17 protein-coding genes and 1 pseudogene are annotated in these 18,340 nt (G+C 38.5%); 7 read left to right on the plus strand and 11 right to left on the minus strand.

Annotated elements, in window-relative coordinates; genetic code table 11:
• Nucleotides 1-3: 3 nt before the first annotated feature.
• From B9T30_RS12885 to B9T30_RS12895, 3 genes are all read right to left on the minus strand, one after another.
• Nucleotides 4-489 carry a hypothetical protein gene (locus tag B9T30_RS12885; protein WP_086185356.1) on the minus strand — a complete coding sequence of 162 codons (486 nt, stop codon included), beginning with the start codon at nt 487-489 and terminating at the stop codon, nt 4-6.
• Complete coding sequence (locus B9T30_RS16700) at nt 482-1,882, minus strand: AAA family ATPase (protein ID WP_086185357.1); 1,401 nt, start codon at nt 1,880-1,882, stop codon at nt 482-484. The genes B9T30_RS12885 and B9T30_RS16700 overlap by 8 nt, the downstream gene beginning before the upstream one ends.
• A 101-nt stretch (nt 1,883-1,983) precedes the next feature.
• On the minus strand, nt 1,984-3,168 hold the full coding sequence (locus tag B9T30_RS12895) for a PQQ-dependent sugar dehydrogenase (protein ID WP_086185358.1): 1,185 nt from the start codon (nt 3,166-3,168) through the stop codon (nt 1,984-1,986).
• Nucleotides 3,169-3,315: 147 nt separating this feature from the next.
• Here B9T30_RS12895 and B9T30_RS12900 point away from each other — a divergent pair.
• Nucleotides 3,316-3,644, plus strand: a pseudogene (locus B9T30_RS12900) (protein tyrosine phosphatase).
• 28 nt (nt 3,645-3,672) lie between these two features.
• Here B9T30_RS12900 and B9T30_RS12905 read toward each other — a convergent pair.
• Entirely contained in the window at nt 3,673-3,918 is a 246-nt protein-coding gene (locus B9T30_RS12905) for a hypothetical protein (RefSeq protein WP_086185359.1), read from the minus strand.
• Between the two features lie 312 nt (nt 3,919-4,230).
• On the opposite strand from B9T30_RS12905, the gene B9T30_RS12910 reads away from it, so the two are divergent.
• Nucleotides 4,231-5,037 (plus strand): tetratricopeptide repeat protein, encoded by an 807-nt coding sequence (locus tag B9T30_RS12910; RefSeq protein ID WP_086185360.1) that lies wholly within the window; start codon nt 4,231-4,233, stop codon nt 5,035-5,037.
• A gap of 71 nt (nt 5,038-5,108) precedes the next feature.
• Here B9T30_RS12910 and B9T30_RS12915 read toward each other — a convergent pair whose 3' ends face one another.
• The 3 genes from B9T30_RS12915 to B9T30_RS12925 all read right to left on the minus strand — a co-directional run bounded on the left by B9T30_RS12915 (nt 5,109) and on the right by B9T30_RS12925 (nt 9,342).
• Nucleotides 5,109-6,032, minus strand: coding sequence for an AEC family transporter (locus tag B9T30_RS12915; protein WP_086185361.1), 924 nt, complete (start codon nt 6,030-6,032; stop codon nt 5,109-5,111).
• 65 nt (nt 6,033-6,097) lie between these two features.
• Nucleotides 6,098-7,207, minus strand: coding sequence for an NADH:flavin oxidoreductase/NADH oxidase (locus B9T30_RS12920; protein WP_086185362.1), 1,110 nt, complete (start codon nt 7,205-7,207; stop codon nt 6,098-6,100).
• Nucleotides 7,208-7,218: 11 nt separating this feature from the next.
• Nucleotides 7,219-9,342, minus strand: coding sequence for a TonB-dependent receptor (locus tag B9T30_RS12925; protein WP_086185363.1), 2,124 nt, complete (start codon nt 9,340-9,342; stop codon nt 7,219-7,221).
• A gap of 300 nt (nt 9,343-9,642) precedes the next feature.
• On the opposite strand from B9T30_RS12925, the gene mutM reads away from it, so the two are divergent.
• Nucleotides 9,643-10,500 carry a bifunctional DNA-formamidopyrimidine glycosylase/DNA-(apurinic or apyrimidinic site) lyase gene (gene mutM / locus B9T30_RS12930; RefSeq protein ID WP_086185364.1) on the plus strand — a complete coding sequence of 286 codons (858 nt, stop codon included), beginning with the start codon at nt 9,643-9,645 and terminating at the stop codon, nt 10,498-10,500.
• Nucleotides 10,497-10,778, plus strand: coding sequence for a peptidylprolyl isomerase (locus B9T30_RS12935; protein WP_086164794.1), 282 nt, complete (start codon nt 10,497-10,499; stop codon nt 10,776-10,778). Before mutM ends, B9T30_RS12935 begins: the two co-directional genes overlap by 4 nt.
• A 120-nt stretch (nt 10,779-10,898) precedes the next feature.
• On the opposite strand, the gene B9T30_RS12940 is transcribed toward B9T30_RS12935, so the two are convergent.
• From B9T30_RS12940 to typA, 3 genes are all read right to left on the minus strand, one after another.
• Nucleotides 10,899-11,183 (minus strand): hypothetical protein, encoded by a 285-nt coding sequence (locus tag B9T30_RS12940; protein WP_205666512.1) that lies wholly within the window; start codon nt 11,181-11,183, stop codon nt 10,899-10,901.
• A 121-nt stretch (nt 11,184-11,304) separates the two neighbouring features.
• A complete protein-coding gene (mscL, locus tag B9T30_RS12945; RefSeq protein WP_086164795.1) occupies nt 11,305-11,742 on the minus strand; it encodes a large conductance mechanosensitive channel protein MscL in 438 nt (145 codons plus the stop codon).
• Nucleotides 11,743-11,957: 215 nt separating this feature from the next.
• The gene (typA, locus tag B9T30_RS12950) at nt 11,958-13,793 is read right to left on the minus strand and encodes a translational GTPase TypA (RefSeq protein ID WP_086185365.1); all 1,836 of its coding nucleotides are present in this window, start codon (nt 13,791-13,793) and stop codon (nt 11,958-11,960) included.
• Nucleotides 13,794-13,966: 173 nt separating this feature from the next.
• Here typA and B9T30_RS12955 point away from each other — a divergent pair, with 173 nt between their 5' ends.
• From B9T30_RS12955 to B9T30_RS12965, 3 genes are all read left to right on the plus strand, one after another.
• Entirely contained in the window at nt 13,967-15,337 is a 1,371-nt protein-coding gene (locus B9T30_RS12955) for a uracil-xanthine permease family protein (RefSeq protein ID WP_086185366.1), read from the plus strand.
• A 65-nt stretch (nt 15,338-15,402) separates the two neighbouring features.
• On the plus strand, nt 15,403-16,437 hold the full coding sequence (locus B9T30_RS12960) for a class I SAM-dependent methyltransferase (protein ID WP_086185367.1): 1,035 nt from the start codon (nt 15,403-15,405) through the stop codon (nt 16,435-16,437).
• On the plus strand, nt 16,437-17,903 hold the full coding sequence (locus B9T30_RS12965) for an amino acid permease (protein WP_086185368.1): 1,467 nt from the start codon (nt 16,437-16,439) through the stop codon (nt 17,901-17,903). Before B9T30_RS12960 ends, B9T30_RS12965 begins: the two co-directional genes overlap by 1 nt.
• Here the strand turns inward: B9T30_RS12965 and B9T30_RS12970 are convergent.
• The gene (locus B9T30_RS12970; RefSeq protein WP_086185369.1) at nt 17,884-18,171 is read right to left on the minus strand and encodes a hypothetical protein; all 288 of its coding nucleotides are present in this window, start codon (nt 18,169-18,171) and stop codon (nt 17,884-17,886) included. The genes B9T30_RS12965 and B9T30_RS12970 overlap by 20 nt on opposite strands.
• Between the last annotated feature and the right edge of the window lie 169 nt (nt 18,172-18,340).

The following is an 18,340-nucleotide window of genomic DNA, read 5'->3' on the forward strand; positions in this document are numbered from 1 at the left end:
TTTTTAAGATTGATTTTGATGATATGTTTTTAAATCTTCATCTAATGACCAAATAAAAATCTCACTCATCGAAAATTTTGAACAACTTTTTTCAAACTCTTTGATGATACTTAAATCGCCAAAACTTGTTCCTTCACCTGTCCTAGTCGGTGATTTATTTTTCTGAGCATGTGATGGGAACTCATGTAACCATTCTCTAATTTTTTCTTGAGTATCCCAATCTGCAATGCGAAATGGCGCATCACCAGTAAAAGTTTTTTCTAACGTTTCAACAAACCTTTCAGCAACTTCACGCCGAGTATTTCCATCACCATTTTGAGCAATATGATTGCCTGTTTCAATCACCACTGCCATTGGAATAATAAAACTACAATCTAATTGAATATATTCAGAAAATTTTTCTAAAATTTCTTCTCGTTCTTTATTTCTATTTGGTACATCTAAAATATTTAAAAGAATGCTCGTATCAATCAAACAAATACTACTCATTTGATGCTCCACGCATTTCATTTAACCACGAGAGCGCTTTTTGTTTTTTGTCCTCTTTCGAAATTGGATTTTTTACAAAGCGATCTACGATTCCTTGAGTGACTAACTCACCTAAAGGTCCTTGAGAAACTAAGCCGACATAATCATCTAAGTCTGATAATCGTACTAAACGGCTATCCCCTTCTTTAGGGTCACGATAAGCAAATACAACATCACCTAAAGCTTTATCTGGCAAAGCATCCATTAATGCAGGATTATGAGTGGACAATAATAATTTTATTTTTTTCTTCTCAGCAAAATAAAACATAGTTTCTAATAAATATTTTGCTCTAGATGGATGGATACCATTGTCAATTTCTTCAATAACAATTGTAGCCCCTTTTGGCGCAGATAATATTGCTGCCGCAATTCCTAAAACTCTTAGTGTTCCATCTGAAAGTAATTCAGTTCCCCATTCTTGTTCTTGACCGCCAAAATTTTCAACCAATGCCAATTCAACACGATCACGATGGTCTTTATAAAATTTTAAACTCTTAAAATCTTGTTCAGGTAAACTTCTTATAAATTTAAGAATATCACTTTTATGATCTACTTGTTGATTTTCCCATAGTTTATATAAAACTCCCGATAAATTTTGACCATTCTGATTTAAGTATGTTGCACTTAAACTTTCGTTACGCATTCTAGAGGGTATAAAATCATAAAAGTTTATACCGACAAAACTCCTCAACCGAACTAATGCCAAATTATGACTTAATATTTTTGCGTAAATAAACTGTTTTTCATCTTGCTCTTTATCCAAATAAGGTTTTAATTGATCATCAATTATAGTACTAGCTAATTCTAGAACAGAACTGTCACTATCAACATCATACGTCTGATGCTTAATATGGATTCCTTTTTCTTCAAAAGCAGGGATAAATAGCCTATTCTTACCAAGAAATCCATCTAATAAATCATTGACATTGTCATCAAGATATTCTGTTTTATTATTTTCCACATATAAAAATCTTTCTTTATTTTTACATAACGTTAGATACTCATCTTTAACAAGTAAATTACCATCTTCATTCATCCCAATAATAAATTTCCATTGATCAAAATAATCAAAAGAAGAACTCTTACGAAAAGAAATACCTAAACAGATAGTTTCTTCATCTTTACAAAATAAATCTCGCACATCACCACGAAATATTTTTTCAGAGTCATTAATTCTATTCTGTATGGTCGAAAGTTTTTCACCACCTACAAACCAACTTAAAAAACGAAAAGCCTCAATTGCATTCGACTTACCCGAAGCATTTGCACCAATCATTAAGGTAATAGGAGCTAAAGGTAATGTTTGACCTGTTTTATAGCTTTTAAAATTTTCGATCCAAATGCTTGCAAGCATATTGTTGCCTTAACATCTTTAGAAATATAAATTTAGTCTATCCGAAAGCGGATAAACATTCAAAAACATTCCTGAAACAGTTAGATGATAAGAATAAAACGTTAAGACACTTCCTTTTGCCTCACATAATAAATCACGCCGCCTTTGTCATCTGAAAAATAGAATGATTGATCATCAATTCGATAGATATCACAAGGGCGGCCATACACCGTTTTACCCACTAAAAACCCATCCATAAATGTCTGTAGTTTTTGTCCTTTACGCATAATCACAATTTTGTAGCCATGACCAATCGATGCATCAGTTGAACCATGTAAAGCAACTAAAAAAGAATTTTTGATCATGTCGTCAGTACTTGTCTGATCAAAATAATCAAAGCCAAGCGCCGATGAATGCGCAGGGAAATAGGCATAGGGAGGCAACACATTTTTACAACCTGACGGACGTTTGAATTTTGGATCTGCAAAAATTTTACCATTCGATGAATAACACGAAGCCCAACCATAATCAGCATCACGTTTGAGTGCATAAAAAGTTTCATCGGGCTTATTTTTACCCAAATGATCCACGCCTTGATTGGTGGCAAATAAAAATTTACCGATCCATTTCAAACCAACTGCATTGCGTAAGCCTTTGGCGAAAATCTTTTGTTCCGAACCGTCAGGATTCATTTCTAAAACGGTCGCTCGAACTTTTTCTTTCTCGGTGCAAGCATTGCAACTTGATCCAACTGAAACATAAATTTTCCCGTTTCCACCGACTGCAATCGTCCGCGTTAAATGCCAACCACCATATTTATAACTCAAACCATAATCGGGGAAAGTGGCTAAAACTTCAGCTTTACTCGTGGATTTAATTTCACCTTGGGTAAATTTTCGTCGGGTGAGTTGATGGGTTTCGGCTAAATATAACCAATCTTGTCCGTCAGAGTCGGTATAAAACTGGACGGAATTGGGATTCTTCAAACCCGTTATATAAGGTATTATTTTGCCGAATTGACCCGTTTCAGCATTCCATTCATCCAGAATATAAACGATGCCTTTTTTATTGTCGGTCAAATCGTGCATATCCGTGATAAACATTCTGCCATCAGGCGCTTTAGCGAAAAAACGAACTCGTTTTAAGCCCTCTGCCGCTGGAATGATTTCGTAATTTGCTGGAAGATTTAAAGAAAAATGCGTCCCGTTTTTCAAGTTTACTGGATGAGGAACAAGTTTTGGCTGCCCTGCTAAACTTGTCATTGAACAAACTAAACTTATAAATAAGATTGACAGTATTTTTATCATATTTGAATATGCCTCAATTAATCTTACGAAAAAGAGCCTTCAATTTTATGTTATATAATTTGAATGAAGAGTACATAGCCAAATGCTTTAAGTTAAAAAAACATTCAGACAGATCAATAAAAACAATCAAAATTTTGAGGAATCACCATTAACGACCTATTTATCTGTAGCCGTAACCAATGGCGTAGCCCTGAGTGGTACTGCCACGCAAGGGAACGATTTTTGCTGTTGGCTTTGGCATACACACACGTTCGGCGGGAACCAGCAAACAGGCAAAACATCAAGTGTCAGCTAAAGATATTGTTTGGGCAGATTTAATTGCAGTGATGGAACACAAACATGCTTTGCAGGAAAAAATTTCAAAGCAATTGCAACACAAGACCATTCTTGTTCTAGATATTCCTGACGATTATCATTATATGGATGAAGAACTCATTGAAATTTTCAAACTTTCAATGAGCACACATTTAACTTAATACTTTTAAAAACAGAAAATCACGTCTATTAAAAATCATGAAATAGCTTATTCATATCTTTCACTACATAATCTTTAAAATGAAAAGCACGTGCATGTTTTGCATCAAATTTTGCACTATGACCGTCTTTCTCAAAAATATAGACCCGATCTTCTTTACTCACCAAAAACTCAGCGCCCAATTTCATTAATAACGCATCAATCTTATCTTCATCAGCAATCGATTCATCCTGACTCACTTTTAAATAGTTACGCTTAATGCCTTTAATGAACATGGATCTACTCGCTATAAAATTCAACCGAGATTTAAACAAACATTGGCTAAAAAGCAAAGTTCATTCTGATACTCATTTTATATAAACCACTCGAACTTTCATGTTTGGCTCTAGATTTTTAAGCAGAAGTAAACATTTCTTCATATTGATTTAACATTCATTCTGTAAATAACTACGAAATTCTATTGCAATACACAAATCATATATTTACATTCACACAATTAAACTTATGATGTTGTAATTAAGTCTTCCCTATACCCCCTAAACACATAAATGGAATTATGTGCATGTTTATAAAAGGTTTTTAATACTATGAAAAAAATCATACTTGCTAGTATCATCGCATTGTCTTCAAATTTTGCTCTAGCAGAAACGGCAAAACCGTCTATCGATCCTGCCTTTGCCAAAATTGAAACCCTGGTTAAAGCCAAGGATATGAAGGGCGCATATCAAGAACTGGATAAATTAGCAAAAACAGGTAACCCGCAAGCAATCTATAATTTAGGTTACCTCACGCAAACAGGTCAAGGCACCGCCAAAGATGAAAAAAAGGCGATTAAGCTGTACGAAGAGTCTGCCAATAAAGGCTACCCTGTTGCCAACTATGTCTTAGGCAAAAACTATATAGCGGGTACTTTAGGTCTTAAACAAGACATCAACAAAGCCAAACAGTATTTAGAAAAAGCGTCTCAACAAGGTTTTGATGATGCCACTGTCGATCTAGCCGTTTTACTTTTTGCTGAAGGCACGCCTGCATCAGAGAAATTGGCATTACAAAAGTTAGATCCTTTAATTAAAAAGGACAACTATCAAGCAATCCATGCTAAAGCCTTATATGACATTAGTTTAGGCTTTAAAACTAAAAATGAAGCATCAATTAAACAAGGCTTAAAAGGCATGCAGGACTTAGCACAAAACGGCTATATTCCAGCGTTGATGGCAGTCGGCAATATGTTTACCAATGGTAAGATCGTTCCGCAAAATCTTGTAGAAGCGAAAAAGATTTTCTCGGCGCTAGCAAAAGAAAATGTGCCTCAGGCAAAAGAGTCTTTAGCGGTGGTGGATAAAATGATTGCTGAAACAGCAAAAAACCTGCCAAAAGCTGAAAAGAAAAGCTAAAGCGTCTCAACCCATAAAACATCTAAACCCATAAAGCCCCAGAAATTGGGGCTTTTTACTGTCACCCGAATTTACCACCACAGTGCAATCAAACTACTGATGCCAATAAAACCCAATATGGTGCTTAACATTAAAGCAGTTAAGGCTTTATCACTCAGTCCATAATTTTGCCCCAAAATACCCAACACAATGGGCATGGGTAATGCAGCAAGTAACGTCCCTGCATAAAGCATTTCTTGGCTGACATTCGGTAAAATACTGAATAAAACAAAAATCGTCAGTGGCATCAGTACAATTTTAAACGTGACTAAAATTACACTTTGTATATTCAGTGCTTTTAAGCTCATTCCAACCAAACTTGCCCCAATCACGAACAACGCAATCGGAGAGGCTGTTTTACCTAACATTTCCAAAACTTGAATTAGGTAAAATGGCAGCTGAATATTCAAAACAACACAAAACATTCCCAGCACAATAGACAAAATAACGGGGTTTTTAATGACATTGTACAAGGTTTGTTTAAGCAACTGGGAGGTCACTTGATGTTGCTGCATCCCCACTTCAGCAATGACTAAAGTTAATGCCACAATCAGTAGGTTTTCAATCATCAAAGTCAAAGAAAGATAGATTGCGGCATGCTGCCCAATCAACATCGTCAGTATCGCTGTGCCAATAAAACCTGTGTTGGACATGGATGCACCCATTGCCAACACCCCAGATTCAGTCAAACGGCATTGAAAATATTTGCGATACAAAAGAAAAGCCAAAGTAAAAATAATCAGTGAACCGCCACCATAAGCAATGAAATAACTGGGATGCCAAATTTCATCAAAACGCTTACTGGCTAAAGCTTGCAGTAAAAATGCAGGTAATGCGATTTTAAAAACAAACTGACTTAAACCTTGAATATGCTCAGGTAAAATAAATTCAAATTTTACGCAAATAAATCCCAGTAGAAGCAGCAGGCATATTGGTAAAATAACAGTTAAGACCACAGCAACTTCCTATCTTCCAAAAGACCTCAATCAATTTCATCCCGGCCATTTTCTGCACGCACATTTTAGGGTTGAAAGGGTTTAAACAGCGACTTCACACCATGTGGTTGACAGCGTAAATACTGTGGTGCAATTTCAATTTTTGCACCCAATGTTGCAGCAGCATGCCAAGGCCAACGTGGCTCATAAAGCAGCGCACGTGCCAGACCAATCGCATCGGCTTGCCCCTTTGCAAGAATACTTTCTGCTTGCTCAGCTTCAGTAATTAATCCCACCGCAATCACTGGAATATGAAGCACTTTTTTAACAGCTTCAGCAAATGGTACTTGATAATTGGCACCTATTTTAATGTCTTGCTGGGCATGTAATCCCCCACTCGAAACATGAATATAAGCTGCGCCTAAATTTTCTAATTGTTTCGACAATGCAACGGTTTCTTCTAACGACCAGCCTCCTTCAAACCAATCTTGAGCAGAAAGACGTACACCAACGGGGAAATTTTCAGGAACAGCGGCTTTTATGCTCTGAAATGTTTCTATCGCCATCCGAATACGGTTTTCAAAGCAACCGCCATATTCATCACTGCGCTTATTGGCCAAAGGCGACATAAACTGGTGTAATAAATAACCGTGTGCTGCATGTAACTCAATTAACTCAAAACCCGCGTCAACCGCACGAATCGCCGCATTGCTAAAGTCTTGAATAATTTTTTGGATGCCATTTTTTGACAGTTCCTGTGGCGCATGATCGTGATCATTAAATGGAACATCACTGGCTGAAACAGTTTGCCAACCATGCTCTTGATCGGGGCTAAATTGACCTTTGCCATCCCAAGGTTTATCCGTAGATGCCTTTCTGCCTGCATGCGCCAACTGAATGGCAAAAGGCATAGGCGAAAGTGTCTTTACTTTTGTCAGTAATGTTTTGATTTGATCACGCTGTGTATCATTCCACAGTCCTAAATCAGCATAACTAATACGACCTTCTGGCTGTATAGCTGTTGCCTCAATTACACATAACCCTGCCCCAGACAATGCATAATTCGCCCATTGCTGTTCATGCCAATAAGTCACTTCGCCCTGCTCGGTTGCAGAGTATTGACACATCGGCGCAATCACAATTCTATTCTTGAGTTCTAACTGACCAAACTGAATCGGTTCAAATAATAAAGACACTTTTTTGCTCCTTAGAATGCTTTGGTGATGCTTAAACCCGCGCTCCAATTCACCCCATCTGCGGGTTCAAAGAATCGATTATTACCATCATTGACAATCACTGAACCGACATAGTTTTCATCAAACATGTTATCGATACGTGCATAACTACGCACTTTCCAATCATTATTTTTCCAGATATAGCCTATATTTGCCGAGGTTACGGTATAGCTAGGTGCTACATCGCTATTGGTGTCATTGACATAAATTTTATCCATATAACGTACATCGATGCCTGCATTAAAGCCAGTTTCAGGCTGCCAGCCCAAAGCAACATAAGCCTGATTCTTTGCGACACCCGGAATGTAGTTACCGCTATAAACGACTTTTTGAGGATCAGTATTGGGAATATCGGCATCAAATGTTGCATCTAAAAAGCTATAACTGGCTTGTGCCGTCAAATCACGCCATAATTTTTTATTCCAAGACAGCTCAAGCCCCTCTCGTAATGTTTTATCGGCATTCTGGAAGGTCGATCGACCATCCAATGTTCCTGCGGAAACAATATCGTCTTGAGTTTCACTGCGGAAAATTGCTGCGGTAAAATGACCAAGAAGATTTTGTGCTTTTAAACCCAATTCATAATTGTCACTGCTTGAAGGTTTTAAAGCAAAGTTAATCCCAGACGTTCCTGTGGTTGGGTAGGCCATTTCAGTAAATGTCGGTGTTTCAAACCCTTTGGCATAACTCAGATACGTGCTCAGTTGAGGACTTATTTCCCAAGTGAATGCAGCGGAAGGCAATAGCTTGTCATAGTCAGTCTTACCACTATCATCAGCATTTGTCCCTTGAATATAGTGATCTTTAGATTGGTAATGCACATTGCTATAACGCAAACCTGTGTCTAAACGCCAAGTGGGTAAAAACTGCCAAGATGCTTGTAGGTATGGATCTAAATTCCATAAGGTATTATTTTCATCACGGCGTAACTTGCCTTTTACCCCATAATTTCCTGCACTATCAAAGTTTTCATAGCCTTGACGGTCTTCATCCATGGCATCAAAAGCAAATCCTGCGGTAAAACGTGTATTTGGTAGTAAATCTTTACCCGTCCAACGCAGATCAGTCCCGTAATAGTCACGGCTAAAATCAATCACACCACCTGCATGACGCGGATTGGCTTGAGCTGTGTTTGGAATGGATTGATATTGAGTAACTTCACGATGTCCCGCATAAGCCATAGTATAAAGCTCATGTTGGTCATTAATCGGTTTCGTCCACGTTAGTCCTGTTTGGGTTTGATTAATCTCTTTACGGACATCATAAATATTTTTTGCATCATTCACCTGTTTGGGATTGGCTTTCCATTGCTCTCGGGTTAAACCTTGTGGATCATCGGCATTCATATCCACATGATTCACAATCCAGTTCACTTTAGAACCATCTTCTAAATCCCAAATCAGTTTGGCATTGCTTAAAACTTTGCGCGCTGCACTATGGTCACGATAACCATCGGTATCAAAATAAGAAGAACTCACCACATAACTTGGCTCTCCTGCTTTATCTGCGCCACCTTGTAAGGTCATATTGGCACGACCTTTATGATGACTCCCACCTGAATAACCTAACTCGATTGAATCACGCCCTTCACCTTGCTTGGTGCTGGTTAAAACAGTACCGCCAGAAGAATTACCATACAATGATGAAAATGGCCCACCCAAGACTTCAATGTGATCTAGACTGCTTAAATCAATATTCGAGGTTTGCCCCTGACCATCAGGCATGGTGGCAGGAATGCCATCGACATATAAACGAATCCCACGTACCCCAAAAGTAGAACGCGCACCAAAACCACGCATAGACAGTTGTAAATCTTGTGCATAGTTTTCACGGTTATTCAGTTGTAGACCCGGTACACCTTTTAAGATTTCAGATAAATTAACCGCAAGATTATTTTCATTATTTTTTTGTTCAATACGATAGACCGATGCCGGGGTTGTTAACCAGTCGGTATCGGTACGTGTGGCTTCTATTTTTAAGGTCGGAAGTAAAACAGGTTCCGTAGAACCTGCTTCTGCATAAAGATTTTGACAAATACATACCGTCAAGCAAAGTAAAGTCATATTGATGGACTTTATCGGTGATTTACTTTGCATTGAGAAGCCTCTATTTCGGATTAAAAAATGATTTTAGAGCTTAAACCAACTCTCAGCGCATTATCAACTTTCCGTAACAGCAGAATTGATCACATACTGTAACAACGGGGCTAACATGAATAATTTCAATGAATCATATGATTCGTGTAGCTTGATATTCTATTGTTCAGCTTATTTTCAATCTATTTCTGAACTCAGTTTCTTACAGTATGTGCACGACTCATCTTATGCTTCAATTAAAACTTGTATTCTCGATCATTCATCCCGATATTAGCCATAATCCATTTTAATTTGCTAAAAATGCCTGAACTACCTGAAGTTGAAACCACAAAAACCAGTTTATTGCCTTTAATTGAGCAAAAAGTCATTTCTGTTGAAGTCCGACAATCCAGTTTACGCTGGCCGATTCCTGAAGATATTCAAAAACTAACTGGGCAAAAATTGCTTAAGCTCACCCGACGCTCTAAATATATTTTGGCGGAATTTGAGCACGACAGCATGTTATGGCATTTGGGCATGTCAGGTAGTTTTCGCCTTTGTGAACCTCATACAGAATTACGTAAACATGATCATTTGATCATTCAGTTTGAAGATATAGAACTGCGTTACCATGACCCACGTCGTTTTGGCTGCATTTTATGGTTAGATCAGAACTCTCAAACCAAGTTAATTGATACTTTAGGCCCTGAACCTTTAAGTGAAGCATTTAATGCTGACTATTTAGCAAGCAAATTTAAAAAGAAAAATGTGGCTGCCAAAGTTGCCATTATGGATAACCATATGGTGGTTGGGGTCGGCAATATCTATGCCACTGAAAGTTTATTCAATTTAGGCATTCACCCTGCCCAGCCTGCATCTAGTTTAAGTATGCAGCAAATTGAAAAATTAGTGATCGAGATCAAGCGGATCTTAAAACAAGCCATAGATTTAGGCGGCTCAACCCTACGTGACTATAGTAATGCTATGGGCGAAAATGGTTATTTCCAACAAACCTTATTGGCCTATGGCCGTGCGGGTGAAATGTGTGTGAACTGTGAAACCACTTTAGAAAATTTAAAACTCGGACAGCGTGCCAGTGTATTTTGTCCGCAATGTCAGCCTCTAAAAAACGTTAAAATGCTCACCAAGACACCATCATCTAAAGGGAATAAAGCATGAAATCTGCCATCGTGCGTCATATTTTAGTCAAAGACAAAGAGCTGGCCGAACAGTTAAAAAAGAAAATTAAAGCGGGTGCAGATTTTGCCCAAATTGCTAAACAGCATTCCACCTGTCCTTCAGGCAAAAAAGGCGGTGAGCTGGGTGATATCAAGAAAGGACAACTGGTCGGCCCCATTGATAAAGCGGTATTTACCTTAGCTGAACGTGAATTGCATGGCCCAATCAAAAGTCAGTTTGGTTGGCATTTACTCGAAATTAAGTTTCGAATGGATTAAATAAATACCTAAAAATACCCTTCCTTCTTTTAGAAGGAAGGGTTAAATTCATTTCATACAGAAAAACTAAATTCTGTACAGCCTCAATCTTTATGTTTGATATCTAAATAATGCTGCTATTTATTCAAAATATACAATCGCGTTTTTAATTTTATCTAATCTTATCGGATCTTTTAATACCTCAGCCTGTGTGAGCAATCCTCTTAAAATAATGTTACGTGTATTTTTAGGAATAACACAAGGACTTAATATACCGCGTGATTGTGGGTAAGTTTGCCAATGTATACCTAAAGCTTTGTCTCCACCCTGATTATTATTTTTATGATCATAATAACCAATAATAAAAGTACATTCTCCATCAGAGTAAATCTCTTCTGATTTCTTCCAATATGAAATCATTTTCATAATTTAACACCAAAAATAATTATATAAATTAAAGTTTTATCTGATATCTATTTTAATCAAAAAAAGGCTTCTTATCACTAAAAAATGGCACGTGTAGTGCCATTTTTTATCCTTCCACAATTTAAACTTGTGGACGACGTTTCAACTCATCACGGATTTCACGTAACAATTCGATATCTTCTGGTGTTGCAGCGGGTGCTTCTACAGGCGCTTCTTGTTTACGCAAACGATTCATGACTTTAACCAGTAAGAAAACCACCCAAGCTAAAATCAAGAAATTAATAAATACTGTTAAGAAACTACCATACTGTAAAACATTGACCCCTGCTTTTTGTAATTCCTCAAGCGTTTGTAAATTATTCGGGTTATCTCCCAATACAACGAACCATTGTGAAAAATCAACATCACCACCTGTAATCACAGAAATTAAAGGCATTAATACATCTTTTACCAATGAATCAATAATTTTACCAAAAGCACCACCAATGATGACACCAATCGCCAAATCCATCATATTGCCTTTAATGGCAAACTCTTTAAATTCTTGAACGATACTCATGAAACTCTCCAGCTCGCTTTGTCATATTCTTTTATTAAAATATTTTTAAACCGTTCCATATCAAAAATGTGAAACAGTTCATATAGATGAGTAATTTACTCGGAATTAAATGCTTTTAGAATATTTAGTTGCTCATTTCAAACAAAAAAAAATGCTATCAACGAATTGATAGCACCTTTTTATGACCAAACGCAGTCACGGACAATAATTAAAAATTATTTACCGCGGTTACGTTTACGATCATTTTCAGTCAACCAGCGTTTACGAATACGTACTGATTTAGGTGTAACTTCAACTAATTCGTCATCTTCGATGAACTCAAGCGCTTGTTCAAGCGTGAAACGAATTGCAGGAGTTAACGTTAATGCTTCATCTGTACCAGATGCACGCATGTTGGTTAACTGCTTCGCTTTAGTTGGGTTAACCGTCATGTCGTCAGAACGTGAGTTCATACCCACGATCATACCTTCATAAACTTCTAACTGTGGTTCAGCAAATAGACGACCACGGTCTTGTAATGTAAACAATGCAAACGCTAAGCAAGTACCGTTAACCATTGAAACAAGTACACCGTTTTGACGCTTCGCTACAGTACCAGCTTTCGCTTTACCATAATGAGAGAAGCTTGAAGTCATAATACCAGTACCAGAAGTAATGGTTAAGAATTCAGAACGGAAACCGATCAAGCCACGTGAAGGAACAGTTGCTTCAATACGGATACGGCCTTTGCCGTCAAGTTCCATATTGGTCATTTCACCTTTACGGAAGCCCATTTGCTCCATGATTGAACCTTGATGTTGTTCTTCAACGTCAAAAGTTACATTTTCATACGGCTCTTGGATTTCACCATCAATTTCTTTCATGATTACTTCAGGACGAGATACACCCATCTCGAAGCCTTCACGACGCATGTTCTCAATAAGAACAGACAAATGAAGCTCACCACGACCAGATACTTTGAAACGGTCTGGAGAATCAGTATCTTCAACACGTAAAGCTACGTTATGAATCAATTCGCGGTCAAGACGTTCACGAATATTACGTGAAGTTACAAATTTACCTTCTCGACCAGCAAACGGTGAGTTGTTTACTTGGAATGTCATCGAAACTGTAGGTTCATCTACAGACAATGGCGGTAAAGCTTCAACATTTTTCGGATCACAAATCGTGTCAGAGATGTTAAGTGCATCAAGACCCGTGATACATACGATATCACCAGCAGAAGCATCTTCAACGTCTACACGGTCAAGACCATGGTAACCCATCACTTTTAAGATACGGCCGTTACGTGTTTTGCCATCTTTGTCGATTACAGTCACTTGCGTGTTTGTTTTAACCGAACCACGTTGGATACGACCAATACCAATTACACCTACGAAACTATTATAGTCAAGAGATGAAATTTGCATTTGGAACGGGCCATCAACGTCAACTTTAGGTGGTTCAACGATGTCAACAATTGTTTCAAACAATGGCGTCATATCTTCAGACATTGCTTCAACATCACGACCAGCAATACCGTTAATTGCAGAAGCATATACCACTGGGAAGTCTAACTGCTCGTCAGTCGCACCAAGGTTATCAAATAAATCAAATACTTGATCCATTACCCAGTCAGGACGTGCGCCCGGACGGTCAATTTTGTTTAATACAACGATTGGCTTAAGACCACTTGCAAATGCTTTAGATGTCACAAAACGAGTTTGTGGCATTGGACCGTCTTGTGCATCAACGAGAAGTAGTACGCAGTCAACCATAGACATTACACGTTCAACTTCACCACCGAAGTCAGCATGTCCCGGGGTGTCGACGATGTTAATGCGGTATTCAGTATCTGTACGTTTGTCTAACCATTTGATTGCAGTGTTTTTTGCAAGAATGGTAATACCACGTTCAGACTCAAGCGCGTTAGAATCCATAACACGTTCAATCTCGCCCGCGCGGTCACCGAGAGCACCAGATTGTTGCAAAAGTTTGTCTACAAGAGTGGTTTTACCATGGTCAACGTGCGCAATAATGGCAATGTTGCGGAGAGTTTTAATATCTGACATGTAAATTCGATACGCTTTAAATTTGAGGGCAAATTATACAGAAAAATACTCACTTTTAGTAGTGACAGTTTATTGACAGTTACAAGTTTTTTTAAAAAATCGCTCTTTTTTTGGTTTGTAAAGTCCTGTAACTCGATTAGAATAGCCATAAATTGCTGCTGTACCGTTTTCAAATGTCTGATTTAACAAACTCTCCCGAGCAAAAAGATCATCTTGATTTAGTTTATGGATTGAATGACCGTCCAAAACCATTCATCGCTTTTTTAGCTGCACTGCAACATTTATTGGCCATTATTGTCCCGATTATCACACCTGGCTTACTGATCTGTTTAGCTTTAGGCGTCTCAAAACAAGACACCAACATGATTCTTTCCATGTCTTTGGTGATCTCAGGGATTGCGACTTTTTTACAATGTAAAAAAGTGGGTCCATTTGGCGCAGGCTTACTGATTGTTCAAGGCACCAGCTTTAACTTTATTGGCCCCATTATTGGTATTGGTTCTGCCATGGTTGCAGCAGGTACACCTGTTGAAGCGGTCATGGCCTCTATTTTTGGGGTGGTCATTGCGGGTTCATTTATTGAAATGGGCGTATCTCGTATTCTGCCTTGGGTCAAAAAACTCATTACCCCATTGGTGACAGGTATTGTGGTGCTGCTGATTGGTTTGACCTTAATTAAAGAAGGTCTTATCAGCATGGGTGGCGGTTATCAAGCCATGAGCGATAAAACATTTGCCAATGCCGACAACCTCATCATGTCATGTACGGTACTGGCGATTATTGTTGTTTTAAATCGTGTTCGTATCGTCTGGGTCAAAAGCTCGGCTATTCTCATTGCCTTAGTGATTGGTTATGTTGTTGCTGGTTTTATGGGGCATCTTAATTTTTCAAGTTTAGAAGATACCCCCCTCATTCAAATTCCAACCCCGATGCATTTTGGTTTAAGTTTCTCATGGAGCTTATTTATTCCAATGGCATTTATCTATTTAGTGACCTCTTTGGAAGCGATTGGTGATGTCACTGCAACTTCAAAAATATCCAATCAACCTGTAGACGGCCCAGTATGGATGGAACGTATTAAAGGTGGTGTACTGGTCAATGGGGCAAATTCATTTTTGGCGGGTATTTTCAACACCTTCCCAAGCTCGGTCTTTGCACAAAATAACGGTGTCATTCAACTAACAGGTGTTGCAAGCCGTTATGTTGGGATCTGGATTGCAGTATTATTGGTCATTCTGGGTCTATTTCCTGCTGTTGCAGGTGTGATTCAGGCCGTACCACAAGCGGTGTTAGGTGGTGCAGTCATGGTGATGTTCGGTGCTGTTGCAGCTTCAGGCATTAATATTCTGTCTGGTATTCAACTTGACCGCCGTGCATTACTGATTATTGCTATTTCCTTGGCATTAGGCTTAGGTGTGGCACAAGTACCTCAAATTCTTGAACACCTGCCTGAATTAATTCGTAACATTTTCAGTTCTGGTGTTGCGACAGGCGGTATTGCAGCATTGTTATTAAACATTATTCTTCCTGAATCGAAGAAATAATTTCATTTCAGCATCAACCCTGCCCAGCATTGTCTGGGCAGAGTTTTTCAATGGCGAGATAAAAAATGGATCCTAGAAGTGAAGTTGTCATTCGACAGCACGAATATCTGTCTGGACGTGTATTACTCATTAATGCACCTACGGATGACTTACTTTCCAATTTAGAAAAAGACATCACTCCATGTATATGGACATGGAACTATAACGAATTACAATATTTTCAGTCCCAACAAGCCAATGTACATTTTGGTGTCGATCTTCCTGCAGATGATTTTGATCAAGCGATTATTTTTGTCCCGAAGTCAAAAGAACTGCTGAATTACATCCTACATAATGTGGTTAGCCGCTTAAATGTTGGTGCTTCAGTTTTCCTTGTTGGAGAAAAAAAAGCGGGCGTTGAACGTGCTGCCAAACAATTACTGCCGTTTGGCCCAGCCTGTAAATTAGATAGCGCACGTCACTGTCAGATGTGGCAAATGACGGTTGAAAAAACTGTGGTTGCCAAAAAACTAGATGATTGGGCACAACAATATACCGTTCCTACACCCAATGGTGACTTAAATATCTGTGCCTTACCGGGCGTATTTAGTCAAAATCGCTTAGATATTGGTACTGCGGTGCTGTTACCTTATTTATCACAAGTCACTGCGGGTAAAATTGCCGACTTTGGTTGTGGTTCGGGTGTCATCAGTGCTTATTTAGCAAAATTAAATCCAAAAAATCGGATTTTCGCCATGGATGTTGATGCTTTTGCTTTGGCTTCCACCCAAATGACCTTTGAAAAAAACAATCTTGCACCAGAACAACTTGAAATTACAGCAGTGACTGGTATTGAAGATGCACCGCTATTCTTGCATGCCATTGTCAGTAATCCGCCATTCCATCAAGGTATCCAAACCGATTACAACGCCAGTGAGAGTTTATGTAAAACGTCACGACGTCATTTAAAATCGGGCGGTGAATTATGGATTGTAGCCAACCGCTTTCTAAATTATCCATTATTAATTGAGCAAAATTTTGGTCAATGTACAACCAAAGCCGATCAACAAGGCTTTAAAGTGCTGTTCGCCAACACTCAAAAGAAATCTAAGGAACAATAATGAGTGAAATTGATCAACCACACTTACAGCGTAAACTTGGTGCTCGCCATCTGAATATGATTGCGATTGGTGGCTCCATCGGCACAGGTTTATTCCTCGCTTCTGGTGCAACCATTGCCAATGCAGGTCCCGGCGGTGCATTACTCGCTTATGCGCTTATTGGTGTAATGATTTATTTCTTAATGACAAGTTTGGGCGAACTTGCCACGCACAATCCCACCTCAGGTGCATTTTTTACCTATGGTACTAAATATGTAGAAGGCGGTTTTGGTTTCGCCTTGGGGTGGAACTATTGGTACAACTGGGCAATCACGGTTGCTTTTGAACTGGTTGCGGTTCAGTTTATTATGAAATTTTGGTTTCCAGATATTCCCGGTTTCTACTGGAGTGCTATTTTCCTTGCGATTATTTTTGCAATTAATTCACTGACCGTGAAAAGTTTTGGTGAAAGTGAGTTTTTATTCTCACTGGTCAAGGTCATTGCGATTATTGTCTTTATTATTATTGGCATTGCCATGATTGCAAAAATCATCCTAACACCGAATATGGTCACTTTCTCCAACTGGACAAAAGGTGATGCACCTTTTGTCGGTGGACTACAAGCCATGATTGGGGTGGCCATGATTGCCGGATTCTCCTTCCAAGGTACAGAAATGGTCGGGGTTGCCGCTGGAGAATCTAAAGATCCTAAAAAAACCATTCCTGTTGCCATTAAGCAAATTTTTTGGCGAATCCTATTATTTTATGTGGTGTGTATTTTCATTATTGGCACACTTGTCGCTTATGATGATCCTCGTCTTTTACAAGCCGCCGCTAGTGATAACATCACCCTTTCGCCATTTACATTATTGTACGAAAAAGCAGGTTTTGCCTTTGCTGCAAGTTTAATGAATGCAGTCATCTTAACTGCCATTTTATCTGCGGGTAACTCGGGAATGTATTCATCTACACGTATGCTATTTGACATGGCACGTGAAGGTCGTGCACCGAAATGGTTTGCAAAACTCGATACTCGTGGTGTACCCATGAATGCACTTTATGCAACGACTGCAATTGCAGCACTCTGTTTCTTAACCACATTTATTGGTGAGCAACAAGTGTTCAATTGGTTGCTTAATATGTCAGGCATGTGTGGCTTTATCGTCTGGTTAGGCATTGCGATTTCACACTATCGTTTCCGTAAAGGCTATTTAGCGCAAGGGTATAAACTGGAAGACTTAGCATATACAGCAAAGTTCTTCCCTTTTGCACCATGGTTTGCCTTTATCCTCTGCTCGATCATTATTCTAGGTCAAAACTATGAAGCACTGATTGGTGGAAAAGTAGATTGGCTAGGTTTGGCTTCGACTTACATTAGTATTCCGCTCTTTCTTGTCATTTGGTTAGGTTATAAATGGAAATATAAAACCAAGCTTATTCCATATAAAGACATGGATGTACAACCTGTCAATGTAGAAAATGATTAACTTGCCACTGAAATAAAAAGCAGCCTTCGGGCTGTTTTTTTTGTGCAAAAATCATAAATGTCTGGGCAACTTGGTCTTTTGATATAGCTATAGCCAACTTCTCAATAAGCCACAACCATGCAAAATAGAGCACTTTAAAAGATGATTGTTCTTGTGCAGATCTAAGTAAAATTTTAATCACTTTTATGCGGGTGAAATATCTTGAGTCACAAAGGCTGGGTTCAACCACAGAGCAGAAAATTACATGAGTAAAAATCAAACTCAGCATGTAATAACTCCGACTTTGAATTATTAGACTTTTTTCATAGGGTGCTTTTTGGTCAACAGAAGTGGTTCGTAAAGCCAAAATTAAAAATAAATTTTAGTAAGTATTGGATTCATGAATGTGACATGGATAGCACACGCTTCCTATCCTTACGCTGCATTTTAAATGCAGT

The organism is Acinetobacter sp. ANC 4973, from assembly GCF_002135275.1.
Classification (GTDB): domain Bacteria; phylum Pseudomonadota; class Gammaproteobacteria; order Pseudomonadales; family Moraxellaceae; genus Acinetobacter; species Acinetobacter kyonggiensis.